Source organism: Pedobacter sp. AW31-3R (genome assembly GCF_052180285.1).
Lineage (GTDB): Bacteria > Bacteroidota > Bacteroidia > Sphingobacteriales > Sphingobacteriaceae > Pedobacter.
Map to the genome: position 1 here is coordinate 1,327,672 of NZ_CP197475.1, position 21,645 is coordinate 1,349,316.

21 protein-coding genes are annotated in these 21,645 nt (G+C 42.9%); 10 read left to right on the plus strand and 11 right to left on the minus strand.

The window, feature by feature from the left end; genetic code table 11:
* The first annotated feature begins 563 nt into the window (after positions 1-563).
* The 7 genes from ACSBL2_RS05560 (at position 564) to ACSBL2_RS05590 (ending at position 6,861) form a co-directional block, all read left to right on the plus strand.
* The gene (locus tag ACSBL2_RS05560) at positions 564-875 is read left to right on the plus strand and encodes a hypothetical protein (protein WP_442590679.1); all 312 of its coding nucleotides are present in this window, start codon (positions 564-566) and stop codon (positions 873-875) included.
* Entirely contained in the window at positions 847-1,800 is a 954-nt protein-coding gene (locus ACSBL2_RS05565) for an FAD:protein FMN transferase (protein WP_442590680.1), read from the plus strand. Before ACSBL2_RS05560 ends, ACSBL2_RS05565 begins: the two co-directional genes overlap by 29 nt.
* Positions 1,797-3,068 (plus strand): electron transport complex subunit RsxC, encoded by a 1,272-nt coding sequence (rsxC, locus tag ACSBL2_RS05570; RefSeq protein WP_442590681.1) that lies wholly within the window; start codon positions 1,797-1,799, stop codon positions 3,066-3,068. Before ACSBL2_RS05565 ends, rsxC begins: the two co-directional genes overlap by 4 nt.
* Positions 3,068-4,177 carry an RnfABCDGE type electron transport complex subunit D gene (locus tag ACSBL2_RS05575; RefSeq protein WP_442590682.1) on the plus strand — a complete coding sequence of 370 codons (1,110 nt, stop codon included), beginning with the start codon at positions 3,068-3,070 and terminating at the stop codon, positions 4,175-4,177. The genes rsxC and ACSBL2_RS05575 overlap by 1 nt, the downstream gene beginning before the upstream one ends.
* Positions 4,178-4,182: 5 nt before the next feature.
* Positions 4,183-4,833: a nitroreductase gene (locus ACSBL2_RS05580; RefSeq protein WP_442590683.1), complete on the plus strand. Its 651-nt coding sequence runs from the start codon at positions 4,183-4,185 to the stop codon at positions 4,831-4,833.
* A 99-nt stretch (positions 4,834-4,932) separates the two neighbouring features.
* Complete coding sequence (locus tag ACSBL2_RS05585; protein ID WP_442590684.1) at positions 4,933-5,118, plus strand: hypothetical protein; 186 nt, start codon at positions 4,933-4,935, stop codon at positions 5,116-5,118.
* A 240-nt stretch (positions 5,119-5,358) separates the two neighbouring features.
* Positions 5,359-6,861 carry a glycoside hydrolase family 130 protein gene (locus tag ACSBL2_RS05590; protein WP_442590685.1) on the plus strand — a complete coding sequence of 501 codons (1,503 nt, stop codon included), beginning with the start codon at positions 5,359-5,361 and terminating at the stop codon, positions 6,859-6,861.
* Between the two features lie 76 nt (positions 6,862-6,937).
* Here the strand turns inward: ACSBL2_RS05590 and ACSBL2_RS05595 are convergent, their stop codons facing one another.
* The 3 genes from ACSBL2_RS05595 to clpB all read right to left on the minus strand — a co-directional run bounded on the left by ACSBL2_RS05595 (position 6,938) and on the right by clpB (position 13,250).
* A complete protein-coding gene (locus ACSBL2_RS05595) occupies positions 6,938-7,939 on the minus strand; it encodes a glycosyltransferase family 4 protein (RefSeq protein WP_442590686.1) in 1,002 nt (333 codons plus the stop codon).
* On the minus strand, positions 7,939-10,215 hold the full coding sequence (locus ACSBL2_RS05600; protein ID WP_442590687.1) for a glycosyltransferase family 4 protein: 2,277 nt from the start codon (positions 10,213-10,215) through the stop codon (positions 7,939-7,941). Before ACSBL2_RS05600 ends, ACSBL2_RS05595 begins: the two co-directional genes overlap by 1 nt.
* A gap of 419 nt (positions 10,216-10,634) precedes the next feature.
* On the minus strand, positions 10,635-13,250 hold the full coding sequence (gene clpB / locus ACSBL2_RS05605; RefSeq protein WP_442590688.1) for an ATP-dependent chaperone ClpB: 2,616 nt from the start codon (positions 13,248-13,250) through the stop codon (positions 10,635-10,637).
* 253 nt (positions 13,251-13,503) lie between these two features.
* Here clpB and ACSBL2_RS05610 point away from each other — a divergent pair, with 253 nt between their 5' ends.
* Positions 13,504-14,322 (plus strand): endonuclease/exonuclease/phosphatase family protein, encoded by an 819-nt coding sequence (locus ACSBL2_RS05610; RefSeq protein WP_442590689.1) that lies wholly within the window; start codon positions 13,504-13,506, stop codon positions 14,320-14,322.
* A 117-nt stretch (positions 14,323-14,439) separates the two neighbouring features.
* On the opposite strand, the gene ACSBL2_RS05615 is transcribed toward ACSBL2_RS05610, so the two are convergent.
* Together ACSBL2_RS05615 and pyrE are read right to left on the minus strand one after the other, a co-directional pair.
* Positions 14,440-14,838, minus strand: coding sequence for an SRPBCC family protein (locus ACSBL2_RS05615; RefSeq protein WP_442590690.1), 399 nt, complete (start codon positions 14,836-14,838; stop codon positions 14,440-14,442).
* A 28-nt stretch (positions 14,839-14,866) separates the two neighbouring features.
* Positions 14,867-15,511 carry an orotate phosphoribosyltransferase gene (pyrE, locus tag ACSBL2_RS05620; RefSeq protein ID WP_442590691.1) on the minus strand — a complete coding sequence of 215 codons (645 nt, stop codon included), beginning with the start codon at positions 15,509-15,511 and terminating at the stop codon, positions 14,867-14,869.
* A 185-nt stretch (positions 15,512-15,696) separates the two neighbouring features.
* On the opposite strand from pyrE, the gene ACSBL2_RS05625 reads away from it, so the two are divergent.
* A complete protein-coding gene (locus ACSBL2_RS05625) occupies positions 15,697-16,326 on the plus strand; it encodes an NUDIX hydrolase (RefSeq protein WP_442590692.1) in 630 nt (209 codons plus the stop codon).
* Here ACSBL2_RS05625 and coaD read toward each other — a convergent pair.
* From coaD to ACSBL2_RS05640, 3 genes are read right to left on the minus strand one after another with little or no spacing between them, the layout of a single operon-like run.
* Positions 16,313-16,774: a pantetheine-phosphate adenylyltransferase gene (gene coaD / locus ACSBL2_RS05630; protein ID WP_442590693.1), complete on the minus strand. Its 462-nt coding sequence runs from the start codon at positions 16,772-16,774 to the stop codon at positions 16,313-16,315. The two genes, ACSBL2_RS05625 and coaD, sit on opposite strands and share 14 nt — an antisense overlap.
* Before the next feature lie 9 nt (positions 16,775-16,783).
* Positions 16,784-17,326, minus strand: coding sequence for an RsmD family RNA methyltransferase (locus tag ACSBL2_RS05635; protein WP_442590694.1), 543 nt, complete (start codon positions 17,324-17,326; stop codon positions 16,784-16,786).
* Positions 17,317-18,150: a DUF3822 family protein gene (locus ACSBL2_RS05640; RefSeq protein ID WP_442590695.1), complete on the minus strand. Its 834-nt coding sequence runs from the start codon at positions 18,148-18,150 to the stop codon at positions 17,317-17,319. The genes ACSBL2_RS05635 and ACSBL2_RS05640 overlap by 10 nt, the downstream gene beginning before the upstream one ends.
* A gap of 49 nt (positions 18,151-18,199) precedes the next feature.
* Between ACSBL2_RS05640 and ACSBL2_RS05645 the strand changes: the two genes are divergently transcribed.
* Entirely contained in the window at positions 18,200-19,651 is a 1,452-nt protein-coding gene (locus tag ACSBL2_RS05645; RefSeq protein WP_442590696.1) for an ATP-dependent DNA helicase, read from the plus strand.
* Positions 19,652-20,033: 382 nt separating this feature from the next.
* Here ACSBL2_RS05645 and ACSBL2_RS05650 read toward each other — a convergent pair whose 3' ends face one another.
* Genes ACSBL2_RS05650 through ACSBL2_RS05660 form a run of 3 tightly spaced genes read right to left on the minus strand, consistent with a single transcriptional unit; the run spans position 20,034 to position 21,576 of the window.
* A complete protein-coding gene (locus ACSBL2_RS05650) occupies positions 20,034-20,258 on the minus strand; it encodes a hypothetical protein (RefSeq protein WP_442590697.1) in 225 nt (74 codons plus the stop codon).
* The gene (locus ACSBL2_RS05655) at positions 20,239-20,463 is read right to left on the minus strand and encodes a hypothetical protein (protein ID WP_442590698.1); all 225 of its coding nucleotides are present in this window, start codon (positions 20,461-20,463) and stop codon (positions 20,239-20,241) included. Before ACSBL2_RS05655 ends, ACSBL2_RS05650 begins: the two co-directional genes overlap by 20 nt.
* Positions 20,464-20,478: 15 nt before the next feature.
* The gene (locus ACSBL2_RS05660) at positions 20,479-21,576 is read right to left on the minus strand and encodes a phytase (RefSeq protein WP_442590699.1); all 1,098 of its coding nucleotides are present in this window, start codon (positions 21,574-21,576) and stop codon (positions 20,479-20,481) included.
* Positions 21,577-21,645: the final 69 nt, after the last annotated feature.

The window sequence follows — 21,645 nt, forward strand, 5'->3', positions numbered from 1 at the left end:
TTATTTTAATATCTGACTATGTTTGTCATATAGTCAATGTTGGTGCCAAATATATATTGCTATTACAGTGCTGAAATGATGTTTTTTTGTAATGACTTGTTTAATAGTGATATAAATCATATCAGTTTTCTGATTATTATTTTGTGATGACAATTAACCTTTTATTAACAATTTATTAACTTATGACAGAAAGAGACAATTTGACTTTTTTTGTGTATTTGTCAGTTTGATGGTTGTTGGATGTCAGTTTTCAGCATCTGTTTTTGTCAGTCAGGCAAATGTAAAAACGGGTAGGTAGTTGTTGCCCTATCCGACCCTCACTGATCAGATCGTAGGAGGAACGAGAGAAAATTTCAGCAGCATTTTATTGCGATAAACTTGTGTATTTTCATTGATACATAAGACTCATTTCCTTCTTGTAAACCTTTCTATGGGAAAACCATGACTTTTCCGGCTGATTTAATCCCTAAATTTGGACTTTTAAAGCAATTTTTACTTAAAAGGAGAGTTCGTGTCAATATTGTGGTGAGGGAAGCGCAATAGTTGATCATTATAGGATAGCTATGGTCATATTTAAACAAATTATATTATACCTGATGGGCATTGGCCTCCTGTTGTTTGGATTCAGAAGGAATATAGACGATGCCATTCAGGATTATCGAAAAAAACATCCGAAAGATGAAAATAAGGATCTTGAAAAACATTTCGAAACCCAGGTGTTGAAAGTGGATACCACCACCCATGAACTGCGGAATGACCAGGTGTACTTTCAGGTGTTGCGCATCAGCAGTGATGACCTGAAACGGAAGAAATCAACAAGAAGTAAAATTACTACGGAAACTGATCATGCAGAGACAGCCACAGATAGTATGTAGTCCTACACTTTTTAAGGCACAAACGGATTATCTCTTTCATGCGAATATTAAAATTAAACTTCCTGCAGATTGTCCGGATAGCCTGTTTGACCATTTGTTTCACCTCCTGGAAGATATTGATGTACGCTATAATTCCTATTCCGCTGATTCTTATTTCGACAGGATTAACCGGAATGCCGGAACTTTTGTGGAAGTAGATGAGGATACGGTGGCGATGTTAAACACCATTGCTGAAGTTTCGGCAATTTCTGGAGGGACTTATGATATTTCAGTGATGCCCCTGCTGCAACTATGGGGATTTTATAAGGAACAGGTGACAAATATCCCTGAAGCGCATGCCATCACAGCCGCCCTGGAAAAGGTAGATTACAGATCGGTGTCCATCCGTGGAAATGAAGTAAAAATCAATAAAGGACAGCAACTCATGACGGGTTCTTTTTTAAAAGCCTTTGCCGTTGACCGGGTGGTGGAATTCCTTGCGGATGAAGGAATACCTGATGCGATGATCAATGCCGGAGGGAGTACTATTTATGGAAGGAAAGCAGCAGCAACAGATCACTGGAAAGTAAATGTGATCGGGTCGAAAGAAGATCCGGATCCAATTTACCGGATCAGGCTGCAAAACCATTGTTACTCGACTTCAGCTCAGCTGAGCAATAAACTTGTGGTGGATGGCAAATCTTATGGACATATTCTCAATGCAAGGACAGGTTATCCCTCTTCGAATAAACAGATGGGACTGGTCAGTAAAAGTGCCTTTATCGGTGATATCTGCTCCACTGCCTTGTTCAATACAGACCGTAGTAATTTTTTGCATGCTATCGGAAAACTGAAAGAGCGATTTGATCTGGAAGGCTTTTTAATGGATCAATACAATGATCTCACAATGAGTCATGGTTTCACCCGATATATTGATCAGGAATGATAAAGTTATTTAAATCCAAACTGAGCGTTAAAGATAAAGCCATTACCACACTGCCCGAAAGTGATGATTATTTCGTTGCGTTGGGTGGACACCGTGGGAAACCGGCCTTGGCAGCTGTCCGGGTTGGGGAGATGGTGAAGAAATATCAAAAAATAGGAGTTGCAGACGGTGATTTCTCTGCCCATGTTTTTAGCCCTGTTTCAGGAATGGTTAAGGCTATTGAAGAGGTGATTCTGCCCAATGGAAATGCCTGCATAAGTATCGCTATAAAAAACGACCATAAAGAAGACTGTGAAAATGGTACGGTTGATTTTGAAGAATTGACCGCACTGAATTTTTCCGTGCTCCTCAAGGAATTTGGAATAGTCGGTGCCGGCGGAGCGCAGTTTCCTACCCATATCAAATACAGGCTGCAGAACAGAAAGGTCAACTGCTTTATTGTAAACGGTGCGGAGTGTGAACCCTACCTCACTGCCGATTACAGGGCCATGAAAGAGTATGCTGCAGAACTGATGGAAGTGCTGAGTCTGGTCAATGTGCTTTTTCAGCCGGCCGAAATTGTCCTGGCATTTGAAAAGCAGTATAAGGACCTGAACAAAGAATTTAATAAACTGGCTGGGCAATATGGTTTTCCTTTCAGGATTAAATTACTTGAGGATAAATATCCTCAGGGCAGCGAGCAGCAACTGATTAAGGTGATCACCGGGATCAATATGTCAAAAGGTGTTCCTCCTGTCGAAAAAGGGGTGCTGGTGAACAATGTGGGTACCTTGCTGGCCATCCGCAACAGTTTTGCCTTGAAACGTCCGGTAATCGACAGGATTGTGACGGTTTCAGGTGACGGACTGCAGTCTTCAGGGAATTACAGGATCAGGATTGGGACACCTGTTTCGCATATTTTAAGAGCGCTGGGACTGGAGCAAATGGCAGGGGATAGGGAGATTGTATTTGGTGGACCAATGATGGGCCATAAGGTAACAGATCTCAATTCTGCTGTTCAGGCAGGAACCTCTGGTATACTTCTCCTGGAACGCAAAAAAAGAGAAAGCCATCCCTGTATTCAATGTGGTTATTGTATCGATGTTTGTCCCATGCACCTGCTGCCATTGGAATTTGCCAAGGCAGCTGAGCATCATGACCACAGTGCTTTTGAAGCCTATCATGTCAAACAATGCGTGGAGTGTGGTGCATGTGACTATATCTGTCCCAGTAATGTCCCGCTGATGGAAAGCATCCGCATGGGTAAAAGGGAGGTACAAATTTTATAATGATGATGGCAAGAACTATAAAAACTTCTTTCTCCCCACTTTTTGTCTCTGGGGAACGCACTTCTTTTGTCATGCTGGATGTGGTGATATCGTTGCTGCCCCTGGTATTTTTTGGAATATTGTGCCGGGGAGCAGATGCCCTGATGGTGTTTGGTGTGTCTGTGCTGACGGCTGTGCTGACAGAATTTGTATGCCATTGGATATTCCTGAAAAAGACCGGTACATTATGGGATGGTTCTGCGGTCATAACGTCTGTGCTGCTTGCTCTAACACTATCACCGCTAACGCCATGGTATGTGGTGGCCTTCGGTAGTTTTGCTGCCATTTTTTTTGGTAAGGTCGTCTGGGGAGGACTAGGAAAAAACCAGTTCAATCCGGCATTGGTGGGCAGGGAAATGATGGTTGTCTTCTTTCCGCTGATCATGGGCTCAGGAATGTTGTGGTCTGTCCAGGGCCCTGTCAACCTGGCCGAAATCCGGTTTTTCACCCTGCTTGGAGATCACGACCTGTTGATCTACCTGGACCATTTGCTGTATAAAACCAGCGGTGCCCTGGGAGAATATTCTATGCTTTTTTTAATCCTTGGCGGATGTTACCTGTTGATCAGGCGGCGCATATCATGGCATATTCCCGTGACGATAATTGTCGGATTTTTTCTGATGTCAAATCTTTTTCTCTCTGGGGAGATTAGATTCTCTGTAGCGGGTTTACTATTGGGAGCCATTTATATGGCGACAGATATGCCATCAAGTCCGAATACCGGATCCGGCAAAATATTTTATGGTCTACTGATTGCTGCGGTGGCTGTATTCTGCATTGGGAATGGGATAAAACATGAATTTATGTCGTACGCCATTTTAATTGGAAATGCATTTACGCGGAAGATCAATAATACATTCGTCCCTGTGGCATGGGGGCAAAAATTAGACTGGGAGAAGCATTTGGAGGCTATATTCTTACTCCTTATCATGGTCATTGCCCTGAGTATGGCAGTGGTTCAGCTTCATCAATTACATGCCACTTATTATTTGTTATTCATTTATATCGTATTTACACTGTTAAAATTCAGTCAATCCTTCACTGTCCAATCCAATCATCAAAAAATATAAATACAATGAAAAAAATGCTTTTGAGTATTTTCTGCATCAGTCTTTTGCTTTCCTGCAGGAATGAAACCATAGAAAACAATGCCCCTGTAAAATCGGAAACTGACATTGTCATCAACAATATCCTGACCAGGAGGGCAATCCGGAAGTATAAGACACAGCAGGTAGGACGTGGAAAACTCGATACCATTTTGAAATGTGCTATTTATGCCCCAAGTGCGCTTAATAAACAACCCTGGGAGATCAGGGCAATACAGAACCCGGAGTTGTTAAAAAAGATAAACGACCGTTTCTTAAGTTTTGCTGAAGGGAAGACCTTTCAGGGGAGCGCTGCTCATTATAAGGAACCAGGATTCAGTATTTTTCACAACTCACCGACACTGATCGTTATTGCACGTGATAAATCCAGTAATATCAGCTATATGGACTGTGGGATTTTGTTGGAGAATATCTTATTGAGTGCACACGCCACAGGCCTGGGAACCTGTCCTCTGGGTACCTTGGTGCCAGTACTCAACAGACCTGAAAATGCCGATTTACTGGAACTGATGAATATTCCGGAAGGATATGAAGTGGCAATTAATGTTTCCCTTGGCTATTCTGATGAAACCCCTCCTGTGAAAAAGAAATATGCAGACAGGGTGAAAATTATTGAATAGCAGCTTCCGGTAGCTCCACTTTCTTAGCTGTAAACAATACCATTAAAAGATACTGTAAATTATTAGTTAATAGATCTGTGTGCTGTTCCAGGCTGCTTTATGAATGATTCACCCATCGTTCACCCTTTGTTCGCTGCCCGTAAAAGCTGGGGTGAACAGGGGGGAAGGATGGGTGAACAATGGGTGAACAAACCCATACGGAAGCCCAGGGAATTGGGGATCAAAAATGTCTGGAAAAACAGGAATTCATCATTGAAAACCTTGTGCTGCGACCTGATTCCGTGACTCCGGTAAAAATGCGGATAAGCTCTAGTTTTAACTGATAGTAAACAAAAAATGCTTTATAGGGAATACGTAGTCGTTTTCAGGTCTCAAGGCTGATAACAGATTGCTATTTCATGAAATGCCCGGGACATCATTGGAATCTTTGTCATGGCAACAGCTAATTCACATTTCTTGGTGTTATTAGTTTAAAAACAGTTAAATTCATATAACTTTTATATCCGTCACAAACAATATCCAACTATGAGATTATTAATAGAACGAAAATCAATAAAAGTATATCCAGATCCTAAACGTGTTATTGCCAGGTTTTTCTTTAATGGTGATGAGCGGGCGAAAGAGGTTGTAAAGAGAGTGTTAGAGTTGTCACAACAAGATGTTTTCGGGCTAATATCTCCAATATTACAGGAATACTCCAAACGGCACCGTAACATTACCAAAATCCTTTCGCGGCATTGTAAAAAGCTTAAAGTCATTTTTGATGAGCTTGGTATTGACTATGAAACCCTGAACAAATATCAGCGCTTGCTGATCGGTTCTTATTTCACCCATGAATACTCCATTGAGTCGGCTGCTTTCTTTAACCCTTCTGTGGTAGAAGATCCTGATCAGTCGGAGTTGGTAGAAGGAGAAAAGAGGCTGATTATCAGTTTCCGTGCAGTAGGGGAAGGGCATATCTCTTCCGTTGTATTCCGCAGGGCATTGGTTGACCGGAATGGAACAATCACGGTTAATCCTGCGGGAAACTATATCGATGAGGCAGAGGTTGTCCGTAATGCCATATATAACAAGAAATTATTTCTAAAAAAGGCCCTGGATTCCAAGATAGATATTGATATCCTGAATGAGATAGGGCTGAAACTGGAGGAAAAATTCGATTATGCAGTGTTAAGACGGCTGATTATCGATTCGAAAAACCTCCAGGATGATGACCTGAAAAAGCTGGAATATGATAAGGTGTTGTGGTTATCTGATACTTACCATGAAATCAGCTTCTCCAGGGATACTGATATATCTGACAGGGTGATTTTCCCGATTTCAGAATTTGAACGGAAAGGGATCGAGGATGCAAGGTTTGTGCGCTTTATAAAAGAAGACGGCAGTGTAATTTATTATGCGACCTATACGGCATTTGATGGCGCCATGATTATGCCTAAATTATTGCAGACTACAGATTTTTATGATTTCAAGATCAGTCCCCTGCATGGAGCAGGTGCACAGAATAAAAACCTTGCTTTATTTCCAAGAAAGATTAAAGGGAAGTATGTCATGATATCGCGTATTGACGGATGGAATAACTATCTGATGTATTCTGATAAAATTACGGTATGGGATCATCCGGTAAAATTGCAGTCGCCGAAATTCCCCTGGGAGTTTATCCAGATCGGGAACTGTGGTTCACCTATTGAGACAGCGGCGGGATGGCTGGTCATTACCCACGGGGTGGGACCTATGCGGAGGTATTGCCTGGGGGCATGCCTGCTCGAATTGGAAGACCCATCAAAGGAAATCGGCAGACTCGAAGAACCACTGGTGATCCCGAATAACGATGAGCGTGAAGGATATGTACCGAATGTATTGTATTCCTGTGGCTCCATCATCCACAACGGTGAACTGATTATTCCTTATGGATTGTCTGATTATTGTTCGTCTTTTGCTACCGTGAAAATTGATCTGTTACTGGAAAAACTCATTAGTTCAGGTAAAACGGTGAAGGAAGAAGTTCCTGCAGCTGAAGAGGTATAAACGGGTCAAACTTTGCGCCTGCTATTTTTAAATAAGATTTTGGTATACATCAAATATTATTCTGTTATACCTTGTATTATACGATCTGATGGTAGAGGTTGATATAATCCTCTACCATTTTTTCTTTGGAGAATTTCCCTGCTGCCCATTCCCGGCAATCCTTCCTGTTGATGGTATTGAGGTCCTTCAGGCTTTCAATGGCTTCTTCAGTTTGTGTGACCAGGAAACCTGTTTTTCCATGAAGGATTAATTCCGGCATGGATCCCCTGTTAAATGCAATCACCGGTGTTCCGCAGAGCTGGGCTTCTGCTACGCTCAGTCCAAAAGGCTCATCAAAACTAATGGGATGTAAAAGGCAACTGGCATTGCACAGCAGCCGGTTTCTTTCTTCCGGTCCTGCTGCACCAACAAATACAATACTTTCGCTCAACAGAGGCGCTACGCGTTCCCTGAAGTAATGCTCATCCTGTATAATACCTGCTATGATCAATTTACGCTTACTCTTCAGGGCTATTTCTATCGCCTCAACCAAGCCTTTATGCGGGTGTATGCGACCAAAGAAAAGCAGGTAATCTTCAGGAGTGTCCCCGAATTCGAAATCTGTAATGTCAAGTCCGTTATAAACGGTCGCCAGGTAGTTCAGCAATGGATGCCTGTTGGCATTGCTGATGGAAACATAATGATTTTTATCATTATACTTCTGATAAACAGGAATGATCTTTTCAGAAGAGAAGCCGTGAATAGTTGTGATCATGGGCGTATCGATCAATCCCGTATAGGTTAAAGGCAGAAAATCGAAGTGATTGTGAATCAGGTCAAATTCTGTTGCATGTTCCATGAGGTTACTGATATGGAGGCATTCCAGAACCTTGGCATCCTGGTCGGGTGTCTCCGCATATCCTGAAGCCACAACACTGTTTAACTGTGCTGAGGTAAGGGAATCGCCCGTCGCAAATAAAGTAACGTCCAGTCCTGCATCCACCAATCCTTCCGTGAGATTGGCTGCCATCTGTTCCCATGGGCCATAGTGGCGTGGAGGGGTTCTCCAGGCCACTGTAGATAATACGGCGACTTTCATTAAATAATGCCTTGTTTTATATCATTTAATTCTGCAGGGTTGGTGAACTCATATTCAAACTCCAGCGCCTTTAATACGGTGAGATGGGAAATCCAGTAGGCCAGTGTACTTTCTGCACCCTGGTTCCTGTTTACCCCGGAGGTCTGCAGGCCATCACCACAACCTTTGGTTTCGTAATCATATAAAGGAAGTCTCAAACTATTTTCTCCGAGGAACCACTGGTAACTTAAATACATTTGTTTGATATAGCTGAGATTATGGGTAATTTCATAGGCCTTGAAATACATCAGAACCATGGCCATTGTTTCTATGGCCTGCTGATCATAGATTGCCATTTCCTTATCTTTAAATAACCAACCATCATTGCCAACCGGATTTAAATAACCTGCCGACATGGTTTTTTCAGTTAAGAAATTCATGCTTTCCATACCTATAGCCAGTGATTCTTCATCCATTGTAGTCTGGTAATGGCTCAGCAGTGCCAAGGGCAGAATGGCATTGTCATACGTCATTTTTTCTTCAAACCAATGCCATCCGCTGGCTTTATGATTGCGGTAAGCCTGTTTCAGGGGTTCAGCAAGTTGATTCAGTTCAACAATAATCCCTTCATCATAGGGATGGGCTTTCAGGTAATTGGTCAGGCCAATGATCGTATTTCCTAATCCACGAAGGTGTCTCAGCTGACTGAAATGCGTAACTGACTTATCGAACAGTTCTTTCGCAAATTCACGGTAGGAGTTGTTGGGGGCGTTGCTGATCAGATATCCCAATGCCCATACAGTTCGGCCGAAGGAGTCTTCCGTACCTACCTCATCCAGGTACTCCCTTCTGAAGCTAAGGAAATTCCTGAAATTGCCATCATCACTCTGCATGTATTGGATATAACTAAGGTATACCGGCAGTAATTCCAGTGCGGCCTTGCTTTTGTTCTGCTGCCATGCCTGTATGACCATGATCAGTGCCCTTGCATTGTCGTCCAGGCAGTATCCTTCTTTCAGGTTAGGAATACCGTATTTGGCATGCTGTACAATACCGGTGTCATCAGTTAGCCGCTGCACATGTGCCATACTGAAGGCAGGCATCATTTCAGGATCTATAATACGGGTGGTCTCTTCATTGACCAGGTTTGCATGGTGGATAGATTCCTCCAAAGTCTCAATAAACACCTTTCCTATGCTTGGCCAGCGCAGGTGCATCCCATAGGCAAAAGCATTACGCTTTAAATCCTGTAACAACACCTGGTTATCAAATAAATCATTCACAATCTGGGCCAGTGCTGCCGAATCCCTGAAGTCGAACAGTTTCCCCCTGTTTTCTGCCAATAATTCCTGGGCATGCCAGTATGGGGTAGAGATCACTGCGGCACCGGCACCTATGGCGTAGGATAAGGTTCCGCTGGTAATCTGTGCTTCATTCAGGTAAGGAGTGATATACATGTCGGCCGCAGTAAGGTAATCATGCAGCTCTTCCTCAGAAACAAATTTGTTGATGAACACCAGGTTATTTTCTACGTTGAGTTTTTTGGCCATACGTTTCAGGCTGTCACGGTATTCTTCCCCTGAATTCCTGATCACCCCCGGATGGGTGGTTCCTAAAATAACGTAGGTGACATCGGGATGCCGGGCTACAATATCGGGTAAAGCCTGCACAACAGTTTCCAGCCCCTTGTTCCTGCTGATGAGGCCGAAGGTGAATAACACTTTTTTATCTTTGAAGCCCAGTGATTTTTTTACGGGGTTATCCTCTTTGGGTTCCAGGTCAGGAACCCCATGCTCAATGTACCTGATCTTATTTTCAGAAATTCCATAGATGCTGGTCAGAAAACCGACCGCCCTGCGGCTCATCACCACAATCTTCGACGAGTATTTGGCAATTTCACGGATGATGGTTAGCTGTACATAAGAGGGATCCTTCAGGATGGTATGCAGGATGGTCACCAGGGGTTTCTGTAAGCGTGCGATGAGTGGGAGGATATACAGTCCGCTTTCACCACCATAAATACCAAATTCATGTTCCAGGATACAGACATCGGTTAAATTGGTATTGATATAGTCGGCTGCACGGATATAGTCTTTCTGATTTTCCTGACGGATGATATATTCCACCTCCGGCGGATACTCATAGGTATTCAGCTGTTCAGCATCTGTCATGGCTACGACAAAGCTGTCGGCTGAAACGGTTGCGGTATCATGGCCTATGGCCTTGAGGAGATTATTGTTGAATGTAGCAATACCACATTCACGCGGAGGGTAAGTTGATATATAAGCTATTTTCATCAGAATATATTTTTTTTAAAGGTTATGAAGCTATCATGTGCCTATTCGTTGCTGTTTGTTAGCGGTAAGCTTATGATGGTTTCATCAGTATATAATTGAATTTTAAAGGTTATGAAGCTATCATGCATCTATTCATTGCTGTTTGTAAGCGATAGGCACATGACGGTTTCAGTGATTGATGATTTTCATGGGACTATTTTTTCAATATAATCAATAAAAGCATCATATTGTTTTTAATTACTTCCTTTCAGAATAAGTATTTTAAAAACGGTGAAATCATCAGGAGTCAACAGCTCCTTTAGTGGAATACCTACAAGCTTTTGGGGGTGTCCTCATTTTTAATGGCCAAAGCGCTTGGAAATAAAAAAGGCTGCCCTCCTGGTCGGGAGGCAGCCATAAATTATATCCGGAAACTGTCTTTAGACTTTTTCTGCTTCCTCATTTTTGGTATTCAGGAATACAAATTTATTATCGAACATATCCAGTTTGATCTTGCTGTCTTTATTGATATGTCCGGCAAGGATTTCTTTGGATAAATCATTCAGTATACGTTTCTGGATTACCCTTTTTAAAGGCCTTGCCCCGAATTGCGGATCATACCCCAGTTCTGCCAGCCAGTCGAGTGCTTCTTCTGTAGCTTCAATTTCCACACCGATCTCTGCCATGGTCTGCTGTACCTGCCTGAACTGCAGGGCTGCAATATCCCTTACTTCCTTCCGGTTTAAAGGAGTGAACATGATCAGCTCATCGATACGGTTCAGAAACTCAGGCCTGATGGTTTGTTTCAACAGTTCAAACAGCTCATTTTTGGTCTTCGCAATAATCTCTTCCCTGTTGAAATCATCCAGATTTTTGAAGTTATCCTGGATCAGGTGTGAACCGATATTGGAAGTCATGATGATAATGGAGTTCTTGAAATTAACCAGCCTTCCTTTATTGTCCGTCAGTCTTCCATCATCCAGTACCTGTAGCAGAATATTAAATACATCAGGGTGAGCTTTCTCAATTTCATCAAGCAGCACTACAGAGTAAGGTTTACGGCGTACGGCTTCGGTCAGCTGACCACCTTCATCATATCCTACATATCCCGGAGGCGCACCAATCAGACGGGATACCGCATGCCTTTCCTGGTATTCACTCATGTCAATACGGGTCAGTGCATTTTCATCATTGAAAAGGAACTCTGCCAGCGCTTTTGCGAGCTCAGTTTTACCTACACCTGTTGTTCCCAGGAAGATAAAGGAGCCAATCGGCTTTCTTTTATCCTGAAGTCCCGCACGTGAGCGGCGGATGGCATCGGAGATGGCTTCAATGGCTTCATCCTGTCCGGCAACACGGTTGTGGAGTTCCTGCTCCAGGTTCAGCAGTTTCTCCCGCTCACTGGAGACCAGTTTAGTGACCGGGATCCCGGTCCAGCGTGCAACCACACCGGCAATGTCATCTGCTGTCACTTCTTCCTTCAGCATCCGGCCTTCTCCCTGCTGACTTTCCAGAACGACTTTCAGTTGTTCCACTTTGTCCTGTGCCTCTTTGATCTTTCCGTAACGGATTTCGGCCACTTTACCATAATCACCAGCTCTTTCGGCCTGTTCAGCCTCCAGTTTATAGTTTTCAATAGTTTCCAGCTGATTGTTGATGCCATCAACCACATCTTTCTCCCCCTGCCATTTTGCTTTCAGCTCATCGCGTTCTGCTGAAAGATTGGCAATTTCCTCACCCAGAGATTTCACTTTCTTCTCGTCATTTTCCCTTCTTATCGCTTCACGCTCAATTTCCAGCTGCATGATCTTGCGGGAAAGTTCATCCACGTTCTCCGGAACACTGTCCATTTCCAGGCGTAACTTAGAGGCGGCCTCATCCATCAGGTCAATTGCTTTATCCGGAAGGAACCTGTCGCTGATGTAACGTTGGGACAATTCCACAGCGGCAATAATGGCTTCATCTTTAATCGTCACCTTATGGTGCGTTTCATAACGCTCTTTCAGTCCGCGAAGGATAGAAATGGCATCCTGTGTATCGGGCTCATCCACGACCACCTTCTGGAAACGACGTTCCAGCGCTTTATCTTTTTCCAGGTATTTCTGGTATTCATTTAGAGTGGTTGCACCTATGGCACGCAGTTCACCACGTGCCAGGGCTGGTTTCAGGATATTGGCTGCATCCATGGCACCTTCTCCACCACCTGCCCCCACAAGGGTATGGATCTCATCTATAAACAGGATGAGATCTCCGTCACTTTGTGCCACTTCTTTCACTACTGCTTTCAGGCGTTCCTCGAATTCTCCTTTATATTTTGCACCGGCAATCAATGCACCCATGTCCAGGGAGAAGACGGTTTTTGTTTTCAGGTTTTCAGGAACATCACCTTTGATAATCCTAAAGGCAATCCCTTCGGCAATGGCGGTTTTACCGACACCTGGTTCCCCGATCAGGATCGGGTTATTTTTTGTCCTCCTGGAAAGAATCTGGATGACACGGCGGATTTCTTCGTCCCTGCCAATCACAGGATCCAGTTTCCCGGATTCGGCATATTCATTCAGGTTCCTTGCATATTTGTTCAGGGCATTATAGGTAGCTTCAGCATTCTGGTCTGTTACCCGGTTATCACCCCTTAAGCCTGTAATTGCTTTTTTAAGGTCTTTTTCCGTGACCCCTCCCTCCTTTAATAATTTCGAAGTCTGGTCATTTACCGACAAGAGACCCAGCAGCAGATGCTCCACGGATACAAACTCGTCTTTAAACTCTTTTAAATAAGATTGTGCTTTTTGTAATGCTGAATTTGTACCTGAAGATAAGTATACATTGCTACCGCTTACTTTAGGGAATTTATTGATTTGCAATTCCAGGTTCTGGTTAAGCGTATTGATGTTCACATTTAGCTTTTTCAGTACATATGACACTACATTTTCATCAACAGTGAGCAGACCTTTTAGCAGGTGAGCTGTTTCAATAGCCTGTTGCTGATTGCCCTGGGCTATTTCAGAAGCCTGTTGGACCGCTTCCTGGGCTTTTATCGTAAAGTTGTTGAAGTTCATGTGATGCGTGGAACAAAATAAATGCCATGTTGTATAAAGTCCTGCGATCGGAAATTTTGTCGTTTAACCTAATAAATTTATGAATAAATGTCTGATATATAATGTTTTGTACTGTAGTTTTGTCTGTCTGTTAATGTTTCCTGCCCAAATTTGGGGAGTAGGGCTGTCAAGCGATATTAGGAATCAATGTTTGTAATCAGTTTCTTTGTCGGAATTATAACTTATCAATTGATAAAGACATTTGGCCTTATTTATGTTTAAAAAATACTTACTCCTTTCCTTTTCTGTTTTCCTTGTGGTCTTTTCTGTTGCGGCCCAGGACATTACCGTATGTTCCTGGAACCTGAAAGACTTTGGGCAGACAAAAACAGATACCCAGCTGGCTTTCATTGCCAAAACAGTAAAGAATTATGATGTAATTGCCGTTCAGGAGGTTGTTGCTGGTCCAGGTGGGCCACAGGCAGTGGCCAGACTAAACGATGCACTGAACAGGACAGGGGCAAAATGGGATTACCGCATCAGCCATGGTACTTCAAGCGACAGGTACAGCAAAGAGCGCTATGCTTTTTTCTGGAAAACAAGCAGGACTTCATTGGTAGGGGAGCCCTGGCTGGAGAAAAAATATAACCTGCAGCTGAATAGAGAGCCTTTTTTGGCCAGATTTAAACTGGGGAAGAAACAATTTACTGTAGTTTCCTTCCATGCCATACCTAAAGCAAAACAACCGGAGACAGAGATCAAATACCTGCAGTACCTGCCTGCGGAATACCCTGCAGATGCACTGGTCTTTTGTGGTGACTTTAACCTGCCGGAATCCCATTCTGTATTTAATCCATTAAAAAAAGCGGGTTATCCGGCAGCATTCAATAATCAGAAAACCTCTTTGCGGCAAAAGTGTATCAATGGCGATTGCCTGGCCTCTGAATATGATAACTTTTTTTATCAGCAGCTGAAGTTGAACTGTATCTATGCCGGGGTAGTCCATTTCTATACTTCTTTCCCTGATTTTAAAGAAGCCAGAAAGGTTTCTGATCATCTTCCGGTCTACATGAAGTTTTCATTGAATGAATAATAGAGGGAAAATAGCATGCGCAATCCATCTTTCCCTGGATTTTCACATCAATAAAAAAGGCCTTTAATCATGCAATTAAAAGCCTTTTTACTTCTATATCCTGCTATAGGACTGGACTTACTGTAAAATCTCTTCCAGGCGTTCCGTCTGATGGTCTGCCAATTTCTGCAGGGGACCTGCGGCAAGCATTTTCATCATCATATTCAGATCTGCAGAAATAATGTGTTTTGCAGTTGTTGTGCCGTTACCATTATCAGCAACCGTCCATTTCAACTCAATTTCAAAAGGTGCTTTTTCTGTTGGTATAGCAGTAAGCTCCTGATTTTCTATACGGTCAGAAATCCTGATCGCTAATTTAGCCATATTCTGGATTGTAAAACTAGCTTCATCCTTAGTGGACGACCAGTTATAGATATTCTCGGGCATGAGGCGCTGATGATTATTCAAATCAGCTAAAAAAGCATAAACTTGTTCAACAGGTTGATTAACTATTGTTGTACTTTCTATAACGGTCATATATATTGGTTAGTTAGGATTTATCAGCTTAATCTCTACCCCATTCTGATGGGTTTCTGCGCCATTTATTCAATAAATCCACATCATCCTGTGCAATGAAGCTATGCTCTGCAGCATATTCAATAAGGGTATTGTAGTTTGATAAGGTGGCAAAGCGGCATTTTGCTTCTTTAAAGTTTTCTTCCGCCACATCAAAGCCATAGGTAAAAATGGAAACCAGACCAGCCACAGACAAACCTGCTTCTTTTAAAGCTGCAACAGCCTGTAAACTGCTTTTTCCTGTAGAGATCAAGTCTTCCACGACTACTACGCGTTGACCTTCCACAATTTCACCTTCAATTAAACTGCCTGTACCATGTTCTTTTGCTTTGGCCCTTACATAAGCAAAAGGTAATCCTAATTCCTGCGCCACCAAAACTCCCTGAGGGATACCAGCAGTAGCCACACCGGCAATCAGATCTACAGAACCAAACTCCTCCTGAATGAGTTGTGTAAGTTTTTGTCTGATATATGTACGTACTGAGGGATGGGAGAGCGTGACCCTATTATCACAATAAATCGGAGATTTCCAACCTGATGCCCAGGTAAAGGGATTGTTAGGTTGTAATTTAACTGCTTTAATTTGTAATAGAAATTCAGCTACCTTTAATTCAATATCACTTTTATTATACATACGGCAAAATTACTTAAATTCTTCCTTTAACCTATAAGACCTTTGCGCTTTTTTTGCCAACTATTGATAATCAATGTGATAAATAGAAAAATTGGCCTTCAGCGCAAATAATAAACGATTCATCTTTAATTCACTGAGAATTTTTATACTTTTATTTTTCGCTTTATAGCTTTACGACTACATCAATGAAGACATACAGGATTTATATCAATAACAATACGCTCATTATCGCAGCTGTCCTGCCACCAAAAACTGAGCAGGCCCAACCACTGGAAGAACTGAACTTTGATTTTAAAGTGTTCTATAATGGCCTGGGAAAGACCACCTCCAACCAATATGTGATTGTTAGTGAAGACCCAAAAGCGCTTTTAAAAAGAATACAGGCCAGCTGTACCATTATTAAGGCATCAGGGGGACTGGTTAAAAATGCGGAAGGGGATTACCTGTTTATTTTCAGGAATAAGAAATGGGACCTGCCTAAAGGTAAGGTGGAAAAAGGAGAGGGCATGAAAGAAGCCGGTGTGCGTGAAGTAGAAGAAGAATGCGGGGTGAAAATTCAAAGCAACGACAAGAAATTATGTAAAACCTATCACGTATACGAGATGGGGACCAAAGTGGTCCTGAAGAAAACCAACTGGTACAGCATGACCGTTAAAGGAGTACCTAAACTTGTCCCGCAAAAGGAAGAAGGCATTACCAAAGCAGAATGGCTAAGTGCGAAAGACTTAAAGCCAGTGGTTAAAAATACCTATCCATCCATTATGGATGTCTTAATCGCAGGAAAGCTGATCAGGGAAAAACTTAAAGAAATTTAAGTGCTTCCGCTGGTAGAAAGGGCGTAATATCACCATGGTTGCGGAGAATATCCCGTACTATGGTGGAACTGATCGCAGAATACTCCGGTTTGCTGAGAATAAAGATTGTTTCCATCTCCGGCATCATGGTCTGATTGATCTGTGCAATGGCACGTTCGTACTCAAAATCACCAACAGAACGAATCCCGCGGATCATATATGTCGCCTGTATCTTTTTGCAGAAATCAACCGTCAGCCCTTCGTACGACTGTACGCTAATATGGGCATAATCTTTAAAAACAGTCTTTACAATTTCCTCGCGGGTTTCGCCACTCAGAAAATTCTGTTTAGAACTGTTTAATCCGATCCCTACCACTACCTTGTCAAACAGTGGAAGGGCACGCTTAAGAATATCGGCATGTGCAATAGTCAGGGGATCAAAGGAACCGGGGAAAAGCGCAATCTTCATATGGATGATTTATGAGGGGGTGTATTCAAAAAAGCTGAAGGAAGAATTCCCGTATCTGCGGGTTTCTGTATATCCGGGCTGATCCTTTAATTTAAGCAGGGAAGGATGTTCTACCACCAGCAACCCATTTTCAGTCAGCAGTTTATTTTTCGCCACCAGCTGCGGAATCAGCGGGATGGTAGGCAGGTCATAAGGGGGATCGGCAAATATGATCTGGTACGATTTGTTGTGCTGTTCAAGGAATTTAAAGACATCTGCTTTTTGTGTTGCGATTTCCTTCAGGTCATAACGGTCAATCACAGATTTTAGCCAGAAAATACAGCCTGAATGTTTATCTACTGCAGTCACCTGTTGTATGCCTCTGGAAGCGAACTCAATGCTCACACTTCCTGTTCCACTGAACAGATCGAGGACATGGCAGCTATCAAAATCATAGGTATTGTATAAGATATTAAACAAGGCCTCTTTGGCCATGTCTGTTGTCGGTCTTACGGGGAGACTGGCAGGCGCATTCATGCGGATGCCTTTAAGTTTACCACCAATTATACGCATAAATCAAGGGCTAATAAGCTACTGTAATAATGTGCCGGCATATCCTCAAGGATAGCCTTTTCAATATCATTGGCAGGGGGAAGGTTAAAAGTAGTGTGGTTGAAGTAGCTGCTGATACAAGTGTGGTAATCATCATTCTCATGGATCATTCCACTCATTAACACTTCAATACCGGTATCTATAAGTAATTCCTGGATCAGGAGCGCCAGGTAGTAATGGAATTCCTGAGCATTCTCGATGTCGAAGGTGTTCTGAAAAACCAGCTTTCCATCCTTTTGCAACAGGACATTCACGGAACCGACGGTGAAATCGAGCAGGAATGAGGAACTCCCTGCGGCGGCGGCAAGGGCAAGGACAGGTGCATTCTGTTCAAATCTTTTGGCATCTGCCATATGCAGGTCAAGCGTATCTTCAATGAACTGCTGCAGGTTAAATATAGCGGTGAAGCCGTATTTGGCAAATGGCTGTACATACAGGTTTCCTGATTGCTCTTCAGTGAAAAATTTGGCATAGCTGTTCAGGTCATCTTCGGCATACAATTCATCGGGAATAGCAATGGTATTCCGGGTGTATACCGAAGTTTTGATATCCCTGAAAGGCAAACCCAGGTAATTATCCTGTTTGAGTGCCAGGGCAAGGCTGAAGCTGATGTCCTCGCATTCCTGCTGGTCAAAAACGGCTTTTAACTGTTTATTGTTCTTGTCTATTATCGCATAGGAAAAGCTATCCCCCGTAATTTTCAACAACAAGCTACAATCCGGGGCCGTAGCCGGATCAAACTCCGGGTCTACTAACAGGATGCTATTTTTACTGTTCTTCATCATAGCAAAATTAATTCTTTTTTCTATAACCACACCATTGCATATTTGTAAAATGGATAAAGCCGCATTAATAGCCAATTCTTACCCCTTCAGCCCCACAGCAGAGCAGTTGCTTTTTTGTGGGCAGATGGCAGATTTCTTATCGCATGACCTTGATCAGCGGTGTTTTATCCTGCGCGGATATGCGGGGACGGGAAAAACAACTTCTGTCGCTGCATTGGTGAAAGCATTGCCGCGATTTAAATTGCGTGCGACTTTACTTGCCCCGACAGGACGCGCGGCAAAGGTAATGAGCAATTATTCGGGCAGGACGGCCCTGACGATCCACAAGAAAATCTACCGGAAACGCTCTGCCGTATCCACGGACCTTTCCTTCCAGCTTGCCCCGAACCTTGCCGAACGCACGTTATTTATCATCGATGAGGCTTCAATGATTGCCGATGAATGGAATACGCAAAATGGCTCATCCTTCCTTAAGGATGTGATGGAGTTTATCTACAATGGTAAAAACTGTGCCGTGCTGTTTGTGGGCGATACAGCTCAGTTGCCACCTGTCGGCAGTCTGGATAGCCCGGCTTTAAACAAAGGTTATATTGCAGAAAATTTCCTGCTGGACGTGACCGAGGTGGAATTGCAGCAGGTCGTGCGTCAGGGACAGAAATCCGGTATCCTGGCCAATGCGACCATGCTCCGTAACCTGATCAATGCACAGGTGGAAAATCAGGAACAGCAGAAAGAAGGCGTTACCCTGCCGAAGTTTATCACCAAGGGATATAAGGATATCTTCCGGATGACTGGACTGAAACTGGTGGAGGGCCTGGAATATGCTTACCGTAAATTTGATATCGAAAATTCCCTTGTCGTTTGCCGTTCCAATAAATCGGCAAATGTATATAACCAGCAGATCCGAGCCCGGTTGCTGTACCGTGAGGAAGAACTCACCGGAGGGGATCAGATCATGGTTGTCCGCAATAATTACTTCTGGCTGCCCGATAATGAGGCGACGTCCTTTATTGCCAACGGAGATATGGCGAGGATTGTAAGGGTAAGAAATCAGGAAGAGCGATATGGTTTCCGGTTTTCTGAAGTACAACTGGAGTTTCTTGATTATCCTGATGCCGGACAGGTGACATGTAAGGTCATGCTGGATACTTTACAGGCGGAAACACCGAATCTGGCTTATGAGGATAGTAAAAAACTTTATGAGGGACTGGCACTGGATTATGAACACATCACGAATAAGAAGGAGCGGCTGCTGGCCATCAAGCAGGATCCTTATTACAATGCTTTACAAATTAAATTTGCCTATGCAGTTACCTGCCACAAAGCGCAGGGTGGACAATGGGATGCTGTTTTTGTAGATCAGGGCTATCTGACTGAAGAAATGATCGACCTGGATTTTCTGAGGTGGTTGTATACAGCTGTGACGCGGTCCAGGCAAGAGCTGTTCCTGGTAAATTTCGCGCAGCACCTGTTTGACACTCCGGCTGAAGAGCAATACTGAGGCTGATCTCAGCGCTACTGAAGCTATTGTTTAAAGCTGATCAGGAGAAAGCGGCACTAGTCATCTGACTAGTGGTGTGCATCATGCGTATCACTTTTCTTTCCAAATGAAAGGTATAAAGCCAAACCAGCAATAATAATACATAAAGAAAGGATGATGATGGTTACTTCGGTATTTTCCATGGGGGGAAGTTTTATAAGGTTATAAATTTTTTGATGAAGGTAAACATAATTGAAGAAAGGGCTCGAAAAAAAAATCAATTAATATTGACTCCAAAAAAACGAAAAAAAACTCAGCTATAATGAAATTGGGATTTTTTTTATCAAAGTGGGGAACAGGATCAACAGGTACAGCTGAGTTTTAGATCTGGTTTTTCTGGAGGTTAGCCTACGATATTGAGGCATTTTTCAATTGCTTTTCCGATAGGCTGAATAGGTAGTTTCATCTCAGCTTTACTTCTTGACAGTACCTTCCATTTGCCATTATTCCTGTTCCTTGTCACTTCCACGGCTCCACCAGCATATTTTATCCGGTATAAATTGATGGTGTTAATAGGGTGTTCAACGGTGTAAACCTGATTTTTGATGCTAACATTTAACTGTTCCATAAGGTGTGTTTTTTAAGTTCAACTGCATAGAAAGATGCAGGAATCCGGCCACCTTCAGGCATAAATATCCGGCAAGGGGCAGGTATTCCCTGAGGTTGTTAAGTTGTTTGTAATCAGGTTTTAATGTCAGGGTTTTCGAAATGAAAAAAGGCAGGTGAGAGGCTGTTCCTTCATCAGGAATTTCCCCGCATCTGCCTTTTTTCATTTGGGTATGGTCGGCTTATTTTACTGCCACACTATCTATTTTTTTCTGGAATTCCTGCCAGTCATAATAATGGAACACCTTTCCGTTGCTCATGGCCACAAATAGTCCCTTAGGGAATTTAGGTCCCAGGTTGACATTGGTGACTTCCGAACCGTCACTTTCAAGTGTAGAAACAGGGATTTCTGCAATCTGTGGATGGTCATTTTTGTTGGCAGCTGAGCCTTCTCTCGGATACACCATGAACGTATTTTTCTGCTGGTTGGAGACCAGGATATACCCTTTGTCGGCTGTTGTTTTAAAGATAGAGATCCCTTCATGGTCGCTTGTAAAACCTGTTGTAGCAAAGAGGGCGAGTTCTTCATTTCCTTTGGCAGGATCAGCATAATATTTATGCACACCATGCTGCTCATCAGAGTAGTAAATATACCCTAGTTCATTGTCAACAGCAATGGATTCTATTTCCTTTTTACCGCTATATTTTCCGAATTTGCGCACGACTTCTGCTTTCACCTGCCCCTTACCGTTATCAGTAAGTTTATACTGCCACAAGTAATTGTTGGTTGGACCGCTTTTTCTGCCTACAATAGCATAGATAGTTTGATCCGGGGCAGTATATAAACTGATACCCATTGGGTCTTTCTCGCTTTCAGTGTCGAATACAGGGATGCCGCCATTGTCAATCGCTTTCATGTCAGGCAGGCTGAAAATTCTGAGCCTGTTATTTTCCCTTTCGGTTGCCACCGCGATGTCTACAGCCTTACCGTTAAGTTTTAGACCATAAGCGATATCTACGTTATTCGGGCGTTTGATTCCCAATACCTTGTTGACAATTTTGCCGTCAAGATTAAATACATATAATCCTCCGTTGGTATCCTTATCCGTACCGACAATAAGGCTTTTGGAAGCGTCAGCAGGGTTGATCCAGATGGCCGGATCATCAGTGTCAAATAATACGGTATCAGTGACTACTGCCGGCTTTATGGCACCTGGCTGGAGGGTATCTGTTTGCTCTTCAGCTGTTTTTTCTCCGGTTGTTTTTTCTGAACTGTTGTTTGTACATGCAGTAACTGCGAGCAGGAGTGCAGGTAGCATGAGAAATAGTCTTTTATTCATTGATATTGAAATTGGTAAAGAAAATATTGTCATGCGCATCAATGGCATGACAATATTTTCTGGTTATGG